The organism is Pseudoxanthomonas taiwanensis, assembly GCF_010093135.1.
Lineage (GTDB): Bacteria > Pseudomonadota > Gammaproteobacteria > Xanthomonadales > Xanthomonadaceae > Pseudoxanthomonas > Pseudoxanthomonas taiwanensis.
In genome coordinates, this window is the sequence record NZ_PDWK01000013.1 from 1 (window position 1) to 18,134 (window position 18,134).

An 18,134-nucleotide genomic window follows, 5' to 3' on the forward strand; every position below is an offset into this window, starting at 1 on the left:
CGGGTGGTGCGGGCAGTAATAGGTCGCCAGCAGCGGCGCGCCCTCCTCGGCGAAGCGCGCGTGCACCCAGCGCGTGTAGGCGCGGAACTGCTCCTCGTCGTAGTAGCCGCGGGCGATGCCGGCCTGGAGGAGTTGCTGGCCAAGACGATCGAGGCGGCCGTGCAGATGCAGGCGGTGCGCAAGAGCGAACTGCAGCGAGTGATCGTGGACACCACGGTGCAGGAGAAGGCGGTGGCCTATCCCACCGACAGCCGGCTGCTGGAAGTGGCGCGGGCCAAGGTGGTGCAACTGGCGCAGCGCGCCGGGCTGCGGCTGAAGCAGACCTTCGAGCGCGAGGGCCGCAGCCTGCGCCGGCGTGCCGGCGGCTATGCGCACGCCAAGCAGTTCAAGCGGCTGCGCCGGGTGCTCAAGCGCCAGCGCACCGTGCTCGGGCGCGTGCTGCGCGACGTGCAACGCCGCCTGCTGGAGGCGCCGCAAGACGTGCGTGATCGCCTGCAGCCATGGCTGGAGCGTTGCGAGCGCATCCGCTCGCAGCGCCCCAAGGACAAGCACAAGCTGTACGCGCTGCATGCGCCGGAGGTCGAGTGCATCGGCAAGGGCAAGGCCCGCCAGCCCTACGAGTTCGGCGTGAAGGTCAGCGTGGCGGTGAGCGCCAAACAGGGCTTGATGGTCGGTGCGCGCAGCCTGCCGGGCAACCCCTACGACGGCCACACGCTGGCCGAGCAACTGGAGCAGACCACCGTCTTGCTGCAGGACCTGGGCGTCAAGCCGCACACGGCCATCGTCGACCTGGGCTACCGGGGGGCGGATGCCGACATTGGCGGGGTGACATTGATCCATCGTGGCAAGAGCCGCTCGCTCACGCGCAGCCAGCGGCGCTGGCTGAAGCGGCGTCAGGCGGTCGAGCCGGCCATCGGGCATGCCAAGCACGATCACGGCATGAAGCGCTGCTGGCTCAAGGGCGCTGAGGGTGACGCGCTGCATGCGGTGTTGTGCGCAGCCGGCTTCAACATCCGCTGGCTGCTGCGTGCCATCGCCCGGCGGGGCATTGCTCCAGCCTTTTTGCGCTCGCTTTGGCTGCTGTCAGCGCTCGCAGCGTCCGCGAGTCGACTCGCTACTCTTGCACGTCCGGAGCTTCTCGTCGCGCCGCGAGATGAATTTTGCAGGGCCGACTATGTCAGCTATGATGGCGACGCTCGTCCGAGGCTCCGGCTCCAGGGAATGGCCCGCCGCCCCAGGCTCCCGTCCCTCCAGTCTTTCCGCCCCTCCGCCCGGCGCCGTGTTCCTGCGCGACAGGGGCGACGCAGACCAGTCAACCGCGAACGGTCCACCCACAACATGCAGTCCCCTGCCCCCGTCCCGAATCGCGCCCTGTGCATCGACCTGGATGGCACGCTGCTGCGCACGGACCTGCTGTACGAGGCGCTGCTGGCCCTGCTGTCACGCAACCTGCTGTACCTGTTCGCGTTGCCGTTCTGGCTGCTGAAGGGCAAGGTCGGCTTCAAGCGCGAGATCGCCGCACGCGTGCAGCTGGTGCCGGAAACGCTGCCCTACGACGAACGGGTGCTGGAGCTGCTGCGCACCACCACGAACGGACGCCCGCGCTGCTCCATCCGCCGTAGCAGGCGCTCCAGTTCGCGGTCGGCGTTGCCCAGGTGGTAGAGGTAGTTGCGCAAGCTGCCGGCAGCGCGCGCCGGCGGGACGTCGGGCACCGGCACCGCCGGCGGCATCGCGAACCGGGGCCTCGCTTTCGTAAGGGCCGTGGTTCTCGATGCTGATGGCCGCCACGAACAGCGGCGCGTCGGCCGCCTCAAGCTCCTGCAGCACCAGGTCGGTCATCGAGGCGTCGGAGTACCAGACGCCGTCGCGCACGCCCTGCCCGCGGAATGCCTTCTCGGTCAGGAAGCGCTGGATGCCCATGGCGCGGAAGGTATCGGTGCGGTTCCAGAACGCGCCGGAATTGCCGTGCACCGCCACCGTGGCGTAGCCGAGGTCGCGCAGCAATGCAGGCAGTCCGGGCATCCGCGGCCTGGCCATGTCCACGTAGGGATACATCACCGAGGGGAAGGCGCTGACCGGCATCCCGGTCAGCACCTCGAACTCGGTACGCACGGTGCCGCCACCGTAGGTCGGCACCCGCATCGGCCCGCCCGCGCCCCGCTCCAGCAGCGCGCGGGTGGCGGGAATCGGGTCGGCGACCTGGTCCATGCCGGCCAGGATCCGCGGATCCATGAACGACTCGCTGAGGATCACCACGATGTCCGGCAATGCCTCCGCGCCGGCCTGCGCCGGCACGATGCCCGCGCGCTCCTCAGCGGTGGCCTCCAGCAGCGCGCGCAAAGCCGCCTCGTCCACCGCATGCACGGCGTTGGAAAGGTCCAGGTGCTTGAACACCAGGCTGCTCATCAGCCCGGCGTGGAGTGCGCCCGGCCCCGGCCCCAGCGGCGAGGGCCGCACGGCGTCCCGGGTATAGAACGCGGTCCATGGCCAGGCTGCCAGGTACAGCGCGGCCACCAGCGCCGCGCCGGCGCCGAAGACCACCACCCTGGCCAGGCGGGCGCGGCCCATCCACGGCCGCTCGGCCCAGAAGGCCAGGGCCAGCAGCAAGGCCCCGCCGCCGGTCCAGGCCCAGACGGCCGCAGCATCCTCGAGGTAGGAGCCGAGCAGCTCCAGGCTGGCGCGGTTGAAGCTGGTCAGGAAATAGAAGTCCTGCAGCGCCAGCGGCGCGCCCAGCACCTGCAGCTTCACCGCCGACACCTTATACAACAGCACCTGCAGCAGCAGGACCAACAGCAGCGAGGACAGCAGGCGCCGGCTCAGGCTCCACAGCACCAGCACGAACGGCACCGCGACCGCGGCGTTGAGCAGCATCGCCGCCGGGGTGCGATAGGCGCTGGCCGCCACGCCCAGGACCCAGCGGTCCATGCCCCACAGCAGCGGCACGTACAGTGCTAACCCAAGGCACGCGCACAGCCAGTGCCAGGGTACCCGCCCCCGCCACGCGTCGCTTCCCGGGACTGCAACAGGCAACGCCTGCCTCATGCCACCGGGCCATCCGGCTGGCGCCGGACCGCGATTTCCGATGTCGGGAATCTTTCCACTTGCCCCTCCCGGACCCGTCGGCGAGGGCCGACGGATCCAGCTACCGCCCCCCCCCGGGGCTGACAACTGGCAAGGGGCAGTCTAGCACCCGGCGCCGGCGCTGCCGGGAAAGGGCCGGGAACGGCCAATCCCGGCAAACCCCGGGCGCCGGAGCCGCCACGGCACGGACCGGGGCGGCGGGAGGTCCACTGCGCCGGGCTAGCGGCCGCGCAACCTGAGCCCCAGGCGGCTGCTCAGTACCTTGCGCGGCACGGAGGCGATGTCATAGGCCAGGAATGCCAGCAGCAGCTGCAGGCCGACCAGCAGCGGGAGGGCGGCCAGCATCACGGTGCCGGTACTGGCGGGCGCGCCGGTCGAGACCGACAGCCCCCAGTGGTAGAGGCCGAACACGGCGCCGAACAGCACCAGCGCGCAGCCGGCCAGCAGCTCCAGCGACGCCAGCGACATGTCGCGCAGGAAGTAGCTGTAGAACACCCGCTTGAAGAAGTTGCGGCCGTGCTTGAGCAGGAATTCGGTGAGCACCTTGCCGATCCTGAGGTTGCTCACCTCGTCGCCGTAGCGGGCGTCCATCGGGATGTCGACCACGACCGCGCGGAAGGTCCCGAGCCGGAACAGCAGGTCGGTCTCGAAGAAATAGCGGCGGCTGATCCGCTCGAACGGCAGCAGCGCCGCGACCCTGGCGGAAATGGCGGTATAGCCGTTGGTCGGATCGAACAGGTCCCAGTAGCCGGTGGAGACCTTGGCCATGAACGACAGGACCGCGTTGCCGAACAGGCGGATCGCGGGCATCTGGCCGATGTTGCGCAGGTCGTAGAAGCGGTTGCCCTTGGTGTAGTCGGCCTCCAGCGCGGCGATCGGGGCGACGAAGTTGGGCAGCAGCGCCGGATCCATCTGCCCGTCGCCGTCGATCTTGACGATGATGTCCGCGCCCAGCTCCAGCGCGCGCTGGTAGCCGGTCAGGACCGCGCCGCCCACGCCCTGGTTCTGCGCGTGGTAGACCACGCACACCCGCGGGTCACTGCAGCCAGATTCCACCAGCTTGCCGGACCCCTCCGGGCAGGCGTCGTCGACGACGATGATGTGGTCGACGTCGTCGCCGATGGATGCGATGACCTGCAGGATGTGGCGGGTCACCTTGTAGCTGGGGATCACCACCGCCACGCTGGGCGGCGAGGAATCGGTCGGTTTCATCGGTTGTTCCTCTGGAGGATCCGCCTGGCCTGGTCGCGTACTGCGCCGAGGCGGCATTCGCCCTGGCGGTTGCCGGGCAGCGACCACAGTTCGACCCCGCGCTCCCGGTCGACCGGGACGTAGCCCAGTGCCTGCATCGCCGCGCGCTGGCCGGGACTGGCCTCGGCCGGCACCACGATGCCGGAGGTGCCGGTGGCCCTGAGCACTTCGCGCCAGCGTTCGCCACTGGGGTCCTCGTCGGCCCACTCCTTGGCCAGCTTCAGGCGCTGGTCGTACCAGGCCATCGAGTGCGCGCGCCCCTTGCCGCCGGCGACGAACGGCGCGCTGGTGTCGGAATTGAGCACGCAGGTATCCGGATCCCGCGCCAGGTAGCGCTCGATCAGCGCGCGCTGCGGTATCATCTCCGCGACCAGCTGCGTCCTGGCGCCCCTGCCCTCGAGCAGCAGCGCCTGCCACGGGTTCTCCTTGAAGATCCCGTCCGTGGTGGGCGCCAGCGCCAGGTTGGCCGCGGCCAGCAGGGGGATGCCGGCCGCGAAGCCGGCCCGGCGGAGGCAGCCGGCGGCGCCCACCACGCCGACCGTGCCCAGCAGGGCCAGCGCCGGGAAGACGTAGCGCAGGTACTGCAGCTGGGCGAACAGCAGCAGGCCGGAGGCCAGCGCCCACAGGCCCACGGCGCAGGCGGCACGCGAGCAGGACATGGCGTAGATGCAACCCGGCAGCAGCACCAGGAACGCCAGTCCGGCCGCGCCGGGGAAGTGCTCGCCGAAGCGCGGGCTGTGGAAGGTCAGGTCCCACAGGAGCGAGGCGTCGATGCCCGCGCGCCAGCGCGTATCGAGGAAGTCGACCGGCGGCATGTACGGCGACTGGAAGATCGAGTTGAACAGCGGGAACACCGGGTTGCCGGTGACGAGCAAAGCGTAGAAATAGCTGCTCCCGCCCACCACGCTGGCGGCGACCACCAGCCTGGCCAGCCCCCACCACTGCCGGTGCCGCAGCGCCTGCCAGCCGATCCAGGCCAGCGCCGGCAGGGCATAGACCACGTTCGACGCCTTCAGCCCGGCCAGCAGGCCGAACAGCGCGCCGATCGCCAGCGCGCCGCGCGACAGGTCGCACCTGCCGGCGAGCAGCGCCGCCAGGTGCAGCACCACCGCGGCCACGCAGCCGTCGACCTGCATGGTCGAGCCGAAATAAACCGTCAGCGGGTGCGAGGCGAATACCGCCGCCGCGGCCAGCGCGACCTCGCGGCGCCCGTCCAGCGCCAGGGCCAGGCGGTAGGCGCCGGAGATGCCGAGCAACAGCCACAGCAGGCCCATCGAGGCCCGCGACTCCTGGCCCGCCAGCAGGGCGGCGAGGGAATGCAGGACGTTGTTGGCCCAGGGCGCGACCGCCCAGACCTGGCTGGAGACGTCCAGCCGGTAATAGCCGCCCTCCAGCAGCTGGCCGACCATGCCCAGGTGGGCGGCGTTGTCGTCGTAGTTGAGGCTCGGCAACCACAGCGCGATCGAGGCGAAGCCGGCGACGCCCGCCAGCAGCGAGCTCCACCACGGGTGCTGGCGGCGCAGCTGGCCGAACCCGGCAGCCACCGCACGGGCCTGCTCGAGGACCGCTTCCCGGCGCCAGGCGACCAGCAGCACCGCCGCGGCCAGGTGGATGCGGCCGTCGTGCACCTGGAACGGCAGCAGCCAGCCGACCACCGCCGCGACCACCGCGAGGCCGACCAGGCTGGTCAGCCAGGGATCGGACCCGGAGCCGGTGTGGAACAGGCTGCCGACGCCCCAGGACACGGCCAGCAGCAGGGCCGCCGCGGCAAGCGCGGAAAGCCCGCAGTAGTAGGCCACGCCCAGCACCGCGAGGAAGCCGAGCACCAGCGCTGCCCCGCCCGGGCGCCCGGAACGGGCGGCCACGAGGTTGACGAGCAGTGCCCCGGCCGCGGCGGCGAGCGCCGCCTGCAGGTAGCCACCGAGGTAGCCATTGGCGCTGGCCGGGAACAGGCCCTTCCGCCATGCGGCATAGCCGACGACCACGAAGAACAGCACGAGGAGGAACTCCGCCCCCCCGCGCAGGCCGGACCGCAACACCTGCTGGTTCATTCCATTGCTCCGTCAGTCGGTCCGAGGCAGGCCAGGCCCGCGACCTCGAAGGCGGCGAGGTCCCGGCGGCTGTCGGCATCGACCAGATAGAAGCGCGTGCCCCCGGCGACCCACTGCCCGGTTTCCGCCTCGCCCTGCGCCGCGCCTGAGGCGAACACCTTGCGCCCGCCATCGTCGCCGCGCACCTGGACCAGGACCGACTGCACCGCCGGATCCTTCACCTTCCACGCGATCCGCGCCGCGACCCGCTGGCCCTCGCAGGCGCCGACAGCGCCGGGCTCGACGCTGAGCACGGCATCCTCGTTCTCCACCGAGGTCGGATGGGGGGGCACGCCGTCCTGCACCGGCTCGATCCGCCCGCAGGCGGACAGGAGCGGGAGGGCCAGCACCGCCAGGGTGCCAACGATGGCAGTTCGCATCATGTGTTACCGGACTCGCCTTTCAGGAAAAGACCCGCGGGATTCCCGCAGGCAATTCGAACCTCGTTACTCCACCGGCACTGTCGTCGGATCCATGGATGGCAAGCCGCTTTGCGTCGCGCGGTCCGCCGGGCCCGTGCCTGGCGACGACCGGCCGCATCGGGCGCCAATGATCCGGGCATTGCCCATGCACTTCAAGCTTTCACGCCAGCGGCGCGCGCGAACCGTGACGGCCGGCCGCCGGAGCGGCCTCCCCGGCGCCGGCCACCAGCGTCCTGGCAACCTCGTCCAGGCTGGCGACCGCGATCCCCGCCGCACTCTCGCCCGGCTCCGCCCCGGGGCCGCACAGCAGGAACCGGCGGACGACCCCCGCAGCCGCGGCCGCCTCCATGTCCTTGGGCGTGTCGCCGACCATCACCGACCCGGCCGGATCCAGCCCGTGCCGGCCAATGGCCTCCAGCAGCATCCCCGGCTCCGGCTTGCGGCAGGCGCAGGCCACCTTGTACGCGCCCTGCCCCGCCTCCGGGTGGTGCGGGCAGTAATAGGTCGCCAGCAGCGGCGCGCCCTCCTCGGCGAAGCGCGCGTGCACCCAGCGCGTGTAGGCGCGGAACTGCTCCTCGTCGTAGTAGCCGCGGGCGATGCCGGCCTGGTTGGTGGCCACCACGAGCACGTAGCCGGCCGCGCGCGCGGCGCGCGCCAGCTCGAAGATCCCGGGGACCCACTCGGTGCGCCCGGGGGTATGCACGTAGCCGTGGTCGACGTTGACCACGCCGTCGCGGTCCAGGAACAGCGCCCGGTGCGGCCCGCCACCGACCAGCCCCGCCGCTTCCGGCGGCACCGTCACCACGGGCTCGCGGACCCCGCTCACGCCGCGCCTTCCCGGAACAGGTGCTGGGCGCGGACGTAGTCCTCCGGCACGCCGATGTCGATGAAATCCGCGGTGCGCTCGAACGCGGCCACCTGGCCGGACTCGCTCCATGGCCGCAGCACCAGCTCCTCGAACGACCAGGCGCCCTGCGGCGCGGGCAGCCGCGCGAACGCGGCCGCGTCCAGGAAATAGCTGCCGGCGTTGATCAGGCCAGGCCCGGCGCCACCCTTCTCGCGGAAGCCGACCACGCGCCCGCCGGCCACTTCGACCGCGCCGTAGCGCCCCACGTCGTCCACCGCCGCCAGGGCGATGCCCAGCGCGCAGCCGTGCCCGCGGGTGGCCGCTTCCAGCGCGGCCGGGTCGTAGCGCAGGAAGGTGTCGCCATTGGCCAGGTGCACGCCGTCGCCCTGGGCCAGGGCCAGCGCCTGGCGGATGGCGCCGCCGGTGCCCAGCGGCGCGTCCTCCACCGAATAGGCGATCTCCATGCCCTGCCAGCGGCGCCCGACCGCGTCCTCGACCTGCGCGGCGCGATAGCCCGTGGCGAGGATCACCCGGCGCAGGCCGGCCGCCGCATAGGCGTCCAACAGCCAGGCCAGGAACGGGCGGCCGGCCACCGGGGCCAGCGGCTTGGGCACGTCGCTGACCACCGCACGCAGGCGCGTGCCGAGGCCGCCGACCAGGACGATCGCTTCCTCAGCGGCCATCTTTGGGGAAGATCTCCGACTCGATCAGGGCGCACAGCAGGTGGCCGATGAACTCGTGGCCTTCCTGGATGCGCGGGGTCTCGTTCGATGGGACCTGGAAGCAGACGTCGCAACGGCCGGCCATGTCGCCGCCGCCCGCGCCAGTGAAGCCGATCACCTTCACGCCCTTGGCCTCGGCCGCGTCGAGCGCGCGCAGGATGTTCTTCGAGCGCCCGGAGGTGGAGATGGCGATGAACACGTCGCCCTCCTGGCCCAGCGCCTCGACCTGGCGGGCGAAGGTGTAGTCGTAGCCGTAGTCGTTGCCGATCGCGGTGAGGATCGAGGTGTCGGTGGTCAGCGCGATCGCCGGCAGGCCCGGGCGGTCGTAGTAGAAGCGGCTGACCAGTTCGCCGGCCCAGTGCTGGGCGTCGGCGGCGCTGCCGCCGTTGCCGGCGAACAGCAGCTTCCTGCCTGCGCGCAGGGCGTCGACGCACAGCCGCACCGCCTGCGCGATCTGCTCGCGCAGCCGCGCGTCGGCGGCCATCGCGTTGAAGTTGGCCAGGGTCTTGTCGAACTCCGCCTGGACGAAGGTATTCAACCGATTTTCCATGAGGACGCTCCGTGCGGAGTGAAGTGGGTGTCGTAGACGGTGCCGCCGGCGCCGGACAGCGCGCGCACCAGGCGCACGCGTTCGGCCGGGTCGCACACGAACATCATGAAGCCGCCGCCGCCGGCGCCGGAGACCTTGGTGGCGAGGGCGCCGTTGGCGAAGGCCAGCGCCTCCAGTTCGTCGATCATCGGGTTGGTGATGCTGGATGCGCTCTGCTTCTTGGCTTCCCAGCCGGACTGCATGACCTGGGCGAAGCGCGCCAGGTCGCCGCGCAGCAGCGCCTCCTTCATCTGCACCGCCTCCTGCTTGAGCCGGTGCATCGCCTCCAGCGAATCGGTGCGGCCCTCCCGGATGTTGCGCGACTGCTCGTCGATGATCTTGGCCGAGGCCCGCGACACGCCGGTGAAGTACAGCACCAGGCTGGCCTCCAGCTCGTTCCAGATCCATTCCTTGATCCGCAGCGGGTTCACGATGACCCGGTCGCCGGCGTAGAACTCCATGAAGTTGAAGCCACCGAACGCCGCCGCGTACTGGTCCTGCTTGCCGCCCGCCAGGGCCAGGTCCTTGCGCTCGATGTCATAGGCGATCTGCGCGATCTCGTACTCGCCCAGGGCCAGGCTGAAATACTCGTTGAACGCGGTGACCAGGGCCACGACCATGGTCGAGGACGAGCCCAGGCCGGATCCGGGCGGGGCGTCCGAATGCGCGCGGATGCGCAGCGCCGGGCGGCGCCCGCCGAGCAGGCGGTCGGCCACGTGCAGGTACACGCCGCGCATCAGCTGCTGCGGGCCCGGCGAGCGGTCAACCTCCTCCGGGTCGAGCACCTGCACCGAACCGGCGTCGAGCGCATGCAGTTCGAGCTTGCCGGTCGGGGAACGGTCGAGGGTGGCGTACGCGAACTTGTCGATGGTGACGTTCATGACGAAACCACCGTGCTGCTCGCTGTACGGCGAGACGTCGGTGCCACCACCGGCCAGGCCCAGGCGCAGCGGCGCGCGGGAACGGATGATCATGCCCGGTTTTCCTTGTCGCGATTGGTCGAAAGCGCGTCCAGCAGCTGCGCGGTCAGCGCCTGGCGCGAGAACAGCGAACGGGCCAGGCGCGCGCCCTCGCGCGAGCGCCGGCGCCACAGGCCGTCGTCGGCCAGCAGGCGGGCGATGGCCTCGGCCAGTTCCACGGCGTCGTCGGCCACGGCGGCCACCTGTTCCAGGCCCGGCAGGCCCTGGGCACCCACGGAGGTCGTCGCCAGCGGCAATCCGTTCTGCAGCGCCTCCACCACCTTGCCCTTCACCCCGGCGCCGTAGCGCAGCGGCACCACCGCCACCCGCGCCTGGCGGTAGCGGCGGCAAAGTTCGGCGTCGCTCACGTAGCCGGTGACCTCGACCTGGCGCCCGGCCAGGCCCTTGACCACGTCGGTGGGATTGGAGCCGACCAGCGACAGCGTCAGCTGCGGATGTTCGCGCCACAGCCGCGGCATCACTTCCTGGACCAGCCACAGCGCGGCGTCGACGTTGGGCGAATGCGCGAAGCCGGCGACGAACACCAGCCCCGAACGCCCGTCCGGCTCGGCGTCGTCGACGAAGTGGTCGAAGGCATACGGCGAGATGGCGCGGACCGGGGTTCCGGGCGCCAGCGCCGCGACCTCGTCGGCCTCCTCCTGCGACGGGTAGAGGACGATGTCCGCCCCCTGCCACAGTTGCCGTTCCAGCGCCTCGATGCGGCGCGCCTCGTGGCGCAGGTCATCGCGCCCGGCCACGTCCGCCTCGCGCGCCAGGCGGCGGAAATGCAGGTCGTGCCCGTAATAGGCCACCGGCACCCCCGGCGCCTGCTTGCGCAGCGCCTGCAGGTAGGGCAGCGAGATGTGCGGCCGCGACAGCAGCACCGCGTCCAGCCCGGCCCCGCACTCGCGCAGGTAGTCGGCGAAGCCGCCCATGCGCCGGCTGCCGTAGATCACCTCCACCCCGCGCCGCTGCAGCGGCGGCGTATACACCGGATCCTGGTGCAGGTTGTCCGGCCAGAACTTGACCACCCAGCCGGCGGCCAGCAGGGAATCGATGAAGGCCACCATCGTGCGCGAGCCGGCGTCGCGGTCCGGCTGCGGCACGTAGTGGTCGACGATCAGCACGACCTTGCGGCCCCAGGCGCGGTCGCGCGCCCGCATCACCTGCTCGCCGTTGGGGTAGTGCGCCGCCAGTTCCGCCTCCCAGCGCCGGCGCAGCTTCTCCTGGTTGGCGACCTGGTAGGCCTTCACGCCACCGGAGGTGTCGGTGCCGTGGGAGATGCCCTCGAAGTGCACCACGGTGGAGAACGGAGTGTAGTAGACCTCGCGCCCGGACTGCCGCACCTTGAACGCCAGGTCCGAGTCCTCGCAGTACGCCGGGCAATAGTGCTCGTCGAACCCGCCCAGCTCGCGGAACAGGGCCAGCGGCAACAGGATGCTCGCGCCGGAGCAGTAGTCGGCCGGGCGCACATAGTTGAACTCGTGCTCGCCCGGGTCGCGCAGGCGGCCGTAGTTCCAGGCCGAGCCGTCGCGCCAGACGATGCCGCCGGCCTCCTGCAGGCGGCCATCGGGGTACACCAGGCGCGAGCCGGCCATGCCGGCATCCGGATGGTCGGCGAACACGTCCAGCAGGCCGTCCAGCCAGCCGGGCATCACCTGGGTGTCGTTGTTGAGGAAGCACACGTACTCGCCGCGCGCCAGTTCGGCCGCGGCGTTGCAGGAACGGATGAAACCGAGGTTCTGCGGATGCTCGTGGTAGCGCAGCCCCGGCACCCCGGCCAGGCGTCCGATCTCGGTGTCGCCGGAGGCGTCCTCGGCGACGAGGATCTCGTAGGACACGCGCGGCGCCGACTCGACGATCGAGCGCACCGCCGCGGCGGTGTAGCCGAGGTTGCCGTAGGCCGGAATGATGACGGACACGCGGGGCGCGTCGAACACCGGCACCGCAAGACCATCCAGGACGTGCTCCACGTCCTGGACTGCGGCCACCACCTGCGCGGTGATCGCCCTGGCCTGCTGCTTCTCCGTCCTCGCCAGCAGCCACCGCCGGACCGGCGTCGCGAAGGGCGCCAGCAGCGGATGCGATCCCAGCCCGCGACCGCGCAGGGAAGCGACCACTGCTGCCCAGTCGCCGCGCGCCACGCGTGCAGCGAAGCGGAGGGGCTTGGTTACCCGCCAGGAGCGGGACCCGTCGCCGGACCGGCCGCCGATCTGGGCGTGCAGGTCGCCCCGCATCCTGTGGATGGCACCGGCCACGGAGGACATGCGCGCCTGCAGGTCGTCATGGTCGCCACGGAGCTTCTCGTGCTCGTGGTGGAGCTCCTGGTAGATGTGGCAGGTCTCGTCGTGACTCCGCTCGAGGGCCTCGTGCGCCTGCTCCAGCGCCTCATGTGCCTGGCGCAGCTCGCCGAGCGTATCCCGGAGCGAACCCAGCTCCCGGTCGAGGGACAGCGCCCAGGCGGTCCGCTCCTCGAACTCGCCCTGCAGAGTCGCGTAACGGGAGCGCCACTCGGCGATCTCCTTGTCCTGCGCCTGTGCCCACCTGGCCACTTCACGGTGGCGCTCGTAGAGATCCTCTGTCTCCGACAACAGGATGGACGGCCCCAGCCCGGGCAGCAGGCGCTCGTCCGCGGCCGCCAAGGCGATGAAGTACACCGGCTCGTCCCACGTGGCCACGCGCTCCTCGACGGCCCCCGCCGCCTCGGCTAGGCCCTGCCAGCTTCCCGACAGGCGGTCGGGCGCCAGGTGGGTGATCGTGGAGGCCACCGCGAGACGCTGGCCGACGTACCGCACGGCCGGGAAGTGGCGCCCGAGCAGTTCGGACAGCTCGGCCATGTCCAGCTCGCGGACATGGAACTCGTTGTGGTGGCCCGCCTTCTCCGAATACACCTTGCGATTGGGCGAGGAAAGGATCAGGCAGCCCTCCGGCCTGAGGACGCGCCGGATCTCGGCGATCATCTCCTCCTGCTCATGGAGGTGTTCCAGCGTCTCGAAGGAGACGACCACGTCCACGCAGTTGTCCGGCAGAGGGAGCGCGGCGGCCGAACCCTGTTCGAAGCGGAGGTTGGCGATACCGGCGTACTTCGTCCGGGCGTGTTCCACCGCCTCCTGCGAAATGTCCACGCCCACGACGGAACGCGCGACCCGAGCCATGGCGGCGCTGCCATAGCCCTCCCCCGAGGCGACGTCCAGGACGTCCTTGCCCGCCACCGCCGACAGGCACCAGGAGTAGCGATGGAGGTGCTCTTGGCGGATTTCGCCCCCCTCCGTGGGGATGAAGCGCTCGCCCGTGAATTTCATGCTCATTCGCCCTGCCTGCGTGCAATCTCGATGGCGGCCATGGGGATGCCTACCAGCCCATGGCGCATGGTTTCGTCGACCGCACGGAACTCGAGGGCATCGTGCAGCCAGTGCTGTTGGGTATGGTCGTCCTGGCTTCCGGACGCGACCGCCGCGTCCACCATGTAGCTTCCCGATGGAAGCACCGGCATGCGGAACCGGAAAGTCGCATCGATGACCTCACCGGCCGCCATGGACGTATCGGCGTTGCGATAGGCCAGATAGGTGTTGTCGCCGAAAAGGCGCTGCCCCAGCCTGTCCTTCACGTAGAAGCCGACGATCGTCGACTCCAGCGCCTTGTTCGCACGCACGCTGATGCGCAGGTTGACCACTTCGCCACCGGAAAGCAGCGGAGCGGGCTGCCCCTCGGCATCCAGCAGGGCCACGTCCACGATGGTGGCACCGCCGGCGCCGAACTGCGGGCCGGCGCGGTCCGGGTCGAATTCGAACACCGCCAGGCGGTTGCAGACGCCCAGCTCGTCCATCAGCTTCTTGCGGAAGTCCTCCCGGCAGGCCTCCTCCCGCTGCCTGCGCCGCTCCACGCCCACGTCCACGTGGACGACCTCGCCGACAGCGTCGGCGCGACCGCGCGCGTGCTGCTGGGCCATGTAGGCCTCGACTATGGCGCCGGCGCGGCCCTCCATCCGCACCTGTCCGTCCTCCAGCCAGATCGCCCTGGAGCACAGGTTGGTGACGGCGGCCGCGTCGTGGCTGACGAACAGCAGCGTGCCGTGCTTCTGGAAGTTGCGCAGGAAGCGCATGCACTTCTGCGCGAAGAACGCGTCGCCCACCGACAGCGCCTCGTCGACGATGAGGATGTCCGCGTCCACATGGGCGATGACCGCGAAGGCCAGGCGCACGGCCATGCCACTGGAATAGCTGCGCACCGGCTGGTCGATGAACTCGCCGATGTCGGCGAAGTCCAGGATCTGCTGCATGCGCTCGTCGATCTGGGCGCGCGTCAGGCCCAGGATCGTGCCGTTGAGGTAGACGTTCTCGCGCCCGGTGAAGTCGGGGTTGAAGCCGCTGCCCAGCTCCAGCAGGGCGGCCACCCGGCCGTGCACCTGACAGGTGCCGGTGGTCGGCCTCAGGGTGCCGGCGATGATCTGCAGCAGCGTGGACTTGCCCGAACCGTTGCGGCCGATGATGCCCACCGTTTCGCCGCGCCGAACCTGGAAGGACACGTCGCGCAGGGCGTGGAACTCCCGGTGCTTGCCGTCGCGGCCGGTGAGTGCCTGCCACAGGCGCTGCGATGGCTTCTCGTACATCCGGTAGGTCTTGCCGACCCCGTCCACCCGGATCACCGGCTCGCCCAGAGCCGGCTGTTGCCGCTCAGAGGACATCGCCGAACCCTCCGCGCATCCTGCGGAAGACGGCCAGGGCCAGCGCCCCCAGCATGGTGACACAGGCGGTATACAGACCCAGGGCGCTCCAGTCCGGCATCCGCCCCCAGATCACGACCTCGCGCGCCTGGTCAATGATCATGGTCAGCGGGTTGGCATAGAACACCCAACGGTAGCTCTCGGGCAGGCTGTCCACCGGCACGATGGCCGAGGACAGGAACAGCATCGCCGCCGCCAGCACGCCGACGATCTGGCCGATGTCGCGCAGGTAGACGCCGAGCGCGGACAGGAACCAGCCAACCGCCACGGCCAGGATCGCCAGCGGCGCGATCACCACCGGCAGCAGCAGCGTGTGCCAGAACAGCTCCCCGTGCCAGACCCACTTGAGCAGGATCAGCACAAGAGCGTTCATGCCGAGGTGGAACAGGGCGGTGAGCATGGTGCTGCAGGCCAGCAGCTCCAGCGGAAACACCACCCGTTTCACGTAGCTGGGATTGGACAGGACCAGATTGGGGGCCCGCGTCAGACACTCGGCGAAGAACCCGTGGATGATCAGGCCGGTGAACAGGATCAGGGCGAAGTCCGTGGTCGAGCCCGAGGTGCCAGGCCACCGGCTCTTGAGGATGTAACCGAACGCCAGGGTGTAGACCATCAACATCAGGAACGGGCTGATCAGCGACCACAGCAACCCGATCGCCGCGCCGCGGTACCTGCCCAGGATCTCCCGCTTGGTCAGCTCAGCCAGCAGGGAACGATACTGCAGGACCCTGGGCAACAGTTGGCTCATGCTCTCCGCCATCAGCGCAACGCATCCTCCAGGTCGTCACGCAGGTCCTCGAGCGCCTCCACGCCCACGCTCAGGCGCACCAGGGCGTCGGAGATGCCCAGGCGGGCGCGGCGCTCCGGGGGCACCGAGGCGTGGGTCATGACCGCCGGGTGGTTGACCAGGCTTTCCACGCCGCCGAGCGACTCGGCCAGGGTGAACAGCCGGGTCCGTTCGCAGAAGCGGCGTGCGGCCTCGTAGCCGCCGCGCAGCACCACCGAGACGATGCCGCCAAAACCCTGCATCTGCCGGGCGGCCAGCTCGTGCTGCGGGTGCGAGGACAGGCCGGGGTAGATCACCTTCTCCACCGCCGGGTGCGACTGCAGCCATTGCGCCAGGGCGTGGGCGTTGGCGCAGTGCGCGCGCATGCGCAGCGGCAGGGTCTTCAGGCCGCGCAGGGCCAGGAAGCTGTCGAACGGCCCCTGCACGGCGCCGACCGAGTTCTGCAGGAAGGCCATGCGCTCGGCCAGTTCGTCATCGCCGGCGACGACCACGCCGCCGACCATGTCCGAGTGGCCGTTGAGGTACTTGGTGGCCGAATGCACCACCAGGTGCGCACCCAGCTCCAGCGGACGCTGCAGCATGGGCGAGGCGAAGGTGTTGTCCACCACCACCAGCAGCCCGTGGCGCCGCGCCACCCCGGCCACCGCAGCGATGTCCACGACCTTCAGCATCGGGTTGGTGGGCGTCTCGATCCACACCATCCGGGTGCGCGGCGTGATGGCCGCCTCGAAGGCGGCCAGGTCGGTCAGGTCGACGAAGCTGAAGTCCAGGCCCGCGCTGCGCCGGCGCACCCGCTCGAACAGCCGGTAGCTGCCGCCGTACAGGTCGTCCATCGCCACCACGTGGTCGCCACTGTCCAGCAGCTCCAGCACGGTGGAGGTGGCGGCCATGCCCGAGGCGAAGGCGAAGCCGCGCACACCGCCCTCCAGCGCCGCCACACAGCGCTCGTAGGCGAACCGGGTGGGGTTCTGGGTGCGCGAGTACTCGAAGCCCTGGTGCTCGCCGGGGCTGGACTGCGCATAGGTGGAGGTGGCGTAGATGGGGGGCATCACCGCCCCGGTGGCCGGGTCCGGAGCCTGGCCGCCGTGGATGGCCAGGGTCTCCTTGGCCATGGCGCGGCGCTCCTGCCGCCCGTGCTTCTGATGGTCCGACATGCACGTCCTTGGAAAATGACCGGCGATTCCTAGGGGTGACCGGCTTAACGGCCAGCCACCGGGGACTGGGGGCTCACTGCACCCGGCGGCGCAGGTAGTTTAGCAGGTCGATGCGGGTGATCAGGCCCAGGAACTGGTCGCCGTCGGTGACGATGGCGACCTGGCCGCGGTCAAACACCGGCAGCAGGGCCTCGATCGGGGCCTTGACGTCCAGCTTTTCCAGCTTGGTGACCATGGCCACCGAGACCGGGTCGCGGAAGCGCGCCTCGTCGCCGTACACGTGCAGCAGCACGTCGCTCTCGTCGATGATGCCGGCCAGGCGGTCGCCTTCCATCACCGGCAGCTGCGACACGTCGTACAGCTTCATCCGCTGGTAGGCGGTGGTCAGCAGGTCGGTCGGGGCGACCACCACGGTGTCGCGCTGCGCGTACGGGCGCATGATCAGGTCGCGCAGGTCGCCGTGGTACGGGCGCTGCAGGAAGCCGTTGTCCAGCATCCAGTAGTCGTTGTACATCTTCGACAGGTACTTGTTGCCGGTGTCCGGCACCAGCACCACGACCTTCTTCGGCCGGCTCTGCTCGCGGCAGTAGCGCAGCGCGGCGGCCACCAGCGTGCCGGTGGAGGAGCCGCCGAGGATGCCCTCCCTGGCCAGCAGCTCGCGCGCGGTGTGGAAGCTCTCCGCGTCGGGGATGGCGTAGGCCTTCTTCACCCGGCTGAAGTCCGAGATCGAGGGCAGGAAGTCCTCGCCGATGCCCTCCACCAGCCAGGTGCCTGACTTGTCGCTGAGCACGCCCTCGTTGATGTACTGGGCCAGGATCGAGCCGACCGGATCGGCCAGCACCAGCTCCACGTGCGGGGCGTGCTTTTCGAAGCAGCGCGACAGGCCGGTCATGGTGCCGGAGCTGCCGCAGCCGAAGACGATGGCGTCGAAGCCGCCAACCTCGGCCATCTGCTCGATGATCTCCGGGCCGGTGCCGAACTCGTGGGCGGCCGGGTTGTCCGGGTTGCCGAACTGGTTGATGAACAACGCCCCCGGGGTCTCGGCGGCGATGCGCGCGGCCAGGTCCTGGTAGTACTCCGGGTGGCCCTTGCCCACGTCGGAGCGGGTCAGCACCACCTCGGCGCCCATGGCCTTGAGGTTGAAGATCTTCTCCCGGCTCATCTTGTCCGGGACCACCAGGATCAGGCGGTAGCCCTTCTGCTGCGCGACCAGGGCCAGGCCGATGCCGGTGTTGCCGGCGGTGCCCTCGACGATGGTGGCGCCCGGCTTGAGGTCGCCGCGGCGCTCGGCCGCCTCGATCATGGCCAGGCCGATGCGGTCCTTGATCGAGCCGCCGGGGTTGGCGCATTCCAGCTTCAGGTACAGCTCGCACGGCCCGGTGTCCAGGCGGCGGGCCTTGACCATGGGCGTACGCCCGATCAGTTCGAGCACGGAGGCATGGATGGCCATCTTAGATCCGGTTGCGGCACCGCGGGACGCGGCGGAACCCGGATTATCGGCCGGAACCC

12 protein-coding genes and 3 pseudogenes are annotated in these 18,134 nt (G+C 70.3%); 2 read left to right on the forward strand and 13 right to left on the reverse strand.

Features of this window, described 5'->3' with window-relative positions; genetic code table 11:
• Positions 1–111: 111 nt before the first annotated feature.
• Together CR938_RS03950 and CR938_RS14380 are read left to right on the forward strand one after the other, a co-directional pair.
• Positions 112–1,080 (forward strand): annotated as a pseudogene (locus CR938_RS03950) (IS5 family transposase); the annotation flags it as partial.
• A gap of 297 nt (positions 1,081–1,377) precedes the next feature.
• Positions 1,378–1,605, forward strand: a pseudogene (locus CR938_RS14380) (UbiA family prenyltransferase); the annotation flags it as partial.
• Between the two features lie 138 nt (positions 1,606–1,743).
• Here CR938_RS14380 and CR938_RS14845 read toward each other — a convergent pair.
• The 13 genes and pseudogenes from CR938_RS14845 to CR938_RS04015 form a co-directional block, all read right to left on the reverse strand.
• Positions 1,744–3,042: pseudogene (locus CR938_RS14845) on the reverse strand (LTA synthase family protein); the annotation flags it as partial.
• Positions 3,043–3,300: 258 nt separating this feature from the next.
• A complete protein-coding gene (locus CR938_RS03960) occupies positions 3,301–4,293 on the reverse strand; it encodes a glycosyltransferase family 2 protein (RefSeq protein ID WP_162123771.1) in 993 nt (330 codons plus the stop codon).
• Positions 4,290–6,383: a hypothetical protein gene (locus tag CR938_RS03965; RefSeq protein WP_162123772.1), complete on the reverse strand. Its 2,094-nt coding sequence runs from the start codon at positions 6,381–6,383 to the stop codon at positions 4,290–4,292. Before CR938_RS03965 ends, CR938_RS03960 begins: the two co-directional genes overlap by 4 nt.
• On the reverse strand, positions 6,380–6,802 hold the full coding sequence (locus CR938_RS03970) for a hypothetical protein (protein ID WP_162123773.1): 423 nt from the start codon (positions 6,800–6,802) through the stop codon (positions 6,380–6,382). Before CR938_RS03970 ends, CR938_RS03965 begins: the two co-directional genes overlap by 4 nt.
• Positions 6,803–7,004: 202 nt before the next feature.
• Positions 7,005–7,670: a D-glycero-alpha-D-manno-heptose-1,7-bisphosphate 7-phosphatase gene (locus CR938_RS03975; protein WP_211365170.1), complete on the reverse strand. Its 666-nt coding sequence runs from the start codon at positions 7,668–7,670 to the stop codon at positions 7,005–7,007.
• Positions 7,667–8,374 (reverse strand): nucleotidyltransferase family protein, encoded by a 708-nt coding sequence (locus CR938_RS03980; RefSeq protein ID WP_019399582.1) that lies wholly within the window; start codon positions 8,372–8,374, stop codon positions 7,667–7,669. Before CR938_RS03980 ends, CR938_RS03975 begins: the two co-directional genes overlap by 4 nt.
• Positions 8,364–8,951 (reverse strand): D-sedoheptulose-7-phosphate isomerase, encoded by a 588-nt coding sequence (locus tag CR938_RS03985; protein WP_019399583.1) that lies wholly within the window; start codon positions 8,949–8,951, stop codon positions 8,364–8,366. The genes CR938_RS03980 and CR938_RS03985 overlap by 11 nt, the downstream gene beginning before the upstream one ends.
• Positions 8,948–9,976 carry a GHMP family kinase ATP-binding protein gene (locus tag CR938_RS03990; RefSeq protein WP_019399584.1) on the reverse strand — a complete coding sequence of 343 codons (1,029 nt, stop codon included), beginning with the start codon at positions 9,974–9,976 and terminating at the stop codon, positions 8,948–8,950. The genes CR938_RS03985 and CR938_RS03990 overlap by 4 nt, the downstream gene beginning before the upstream one ends.
• The gene (locus CR938_RS03995) at positions 9,973–13,269 is read right to left on the reverse strand and encodes a methyltransferase domain-containing protein (protein WP_162123775.1); all 3,297 of its coding nucleotides are present in this window, start codon (positions 13,267–13,269) and stop codon (positions 9,973–9,975) included. Before CR938_RS03995 ends, CR938_RS03990 begins: the two co-directional genes overlap by 4 nt.
• Positions 13,266–14,645, reverse strand: a complete 1,380-nt coding sequence (locus tag CR938_RS04000) for an ABC transporter ATP-binding protein (RefSeq protein ID WP_162123776.1) — start codon at positions 14,643–14,645, stop codon at positions 13,266–13,268. The genes CR938_RS03995 and CR938_RS04000 overlap by 4 nt, the downstream gene beginning before the upstream one ends.
• A complete protein-coding gene (locus CR938_RS04005; RefSeq protein WP_211365171.1) occupies positions 14,635–15,432 on the reverse strand; it encodes an ABC transporter permease in 798 nt (265 codons plus the stop codon). The genes CR938_RS04000 and CR938_RS04005 overlap by 11 nt, the downstream gene beginning before the upstream one ends.
• Before the next feature lie 11 nt (positions 15,433–15,443).
• A complete protein-coding gene (locus tag CR938_RS04010) occupies positions 15,444–16,625 on the reverse strand; it encodes a cystathionine gamma-synthase (protein ID WP_162123778.1) in 1,182 nt (393 codons plus the stop codon).
• 73 nt (positions 16,626–16,698) lie between these two features.
• Positions 16,699–18,075 carry a pyridoxal-phosphate dependent enzyme gene (locus tag CR938_RS04015; protein WP_162123779.1) on the reverse strand — a complete coding sequence of 459 codons (1,377 nt, stop codon included), beginning with the start codon at positions 18,073–18,075 and terminating at the stop codon, positions 16,699–16,701.
• Positions 18,076–18,134: the final 59 nt, after the last annotated feature.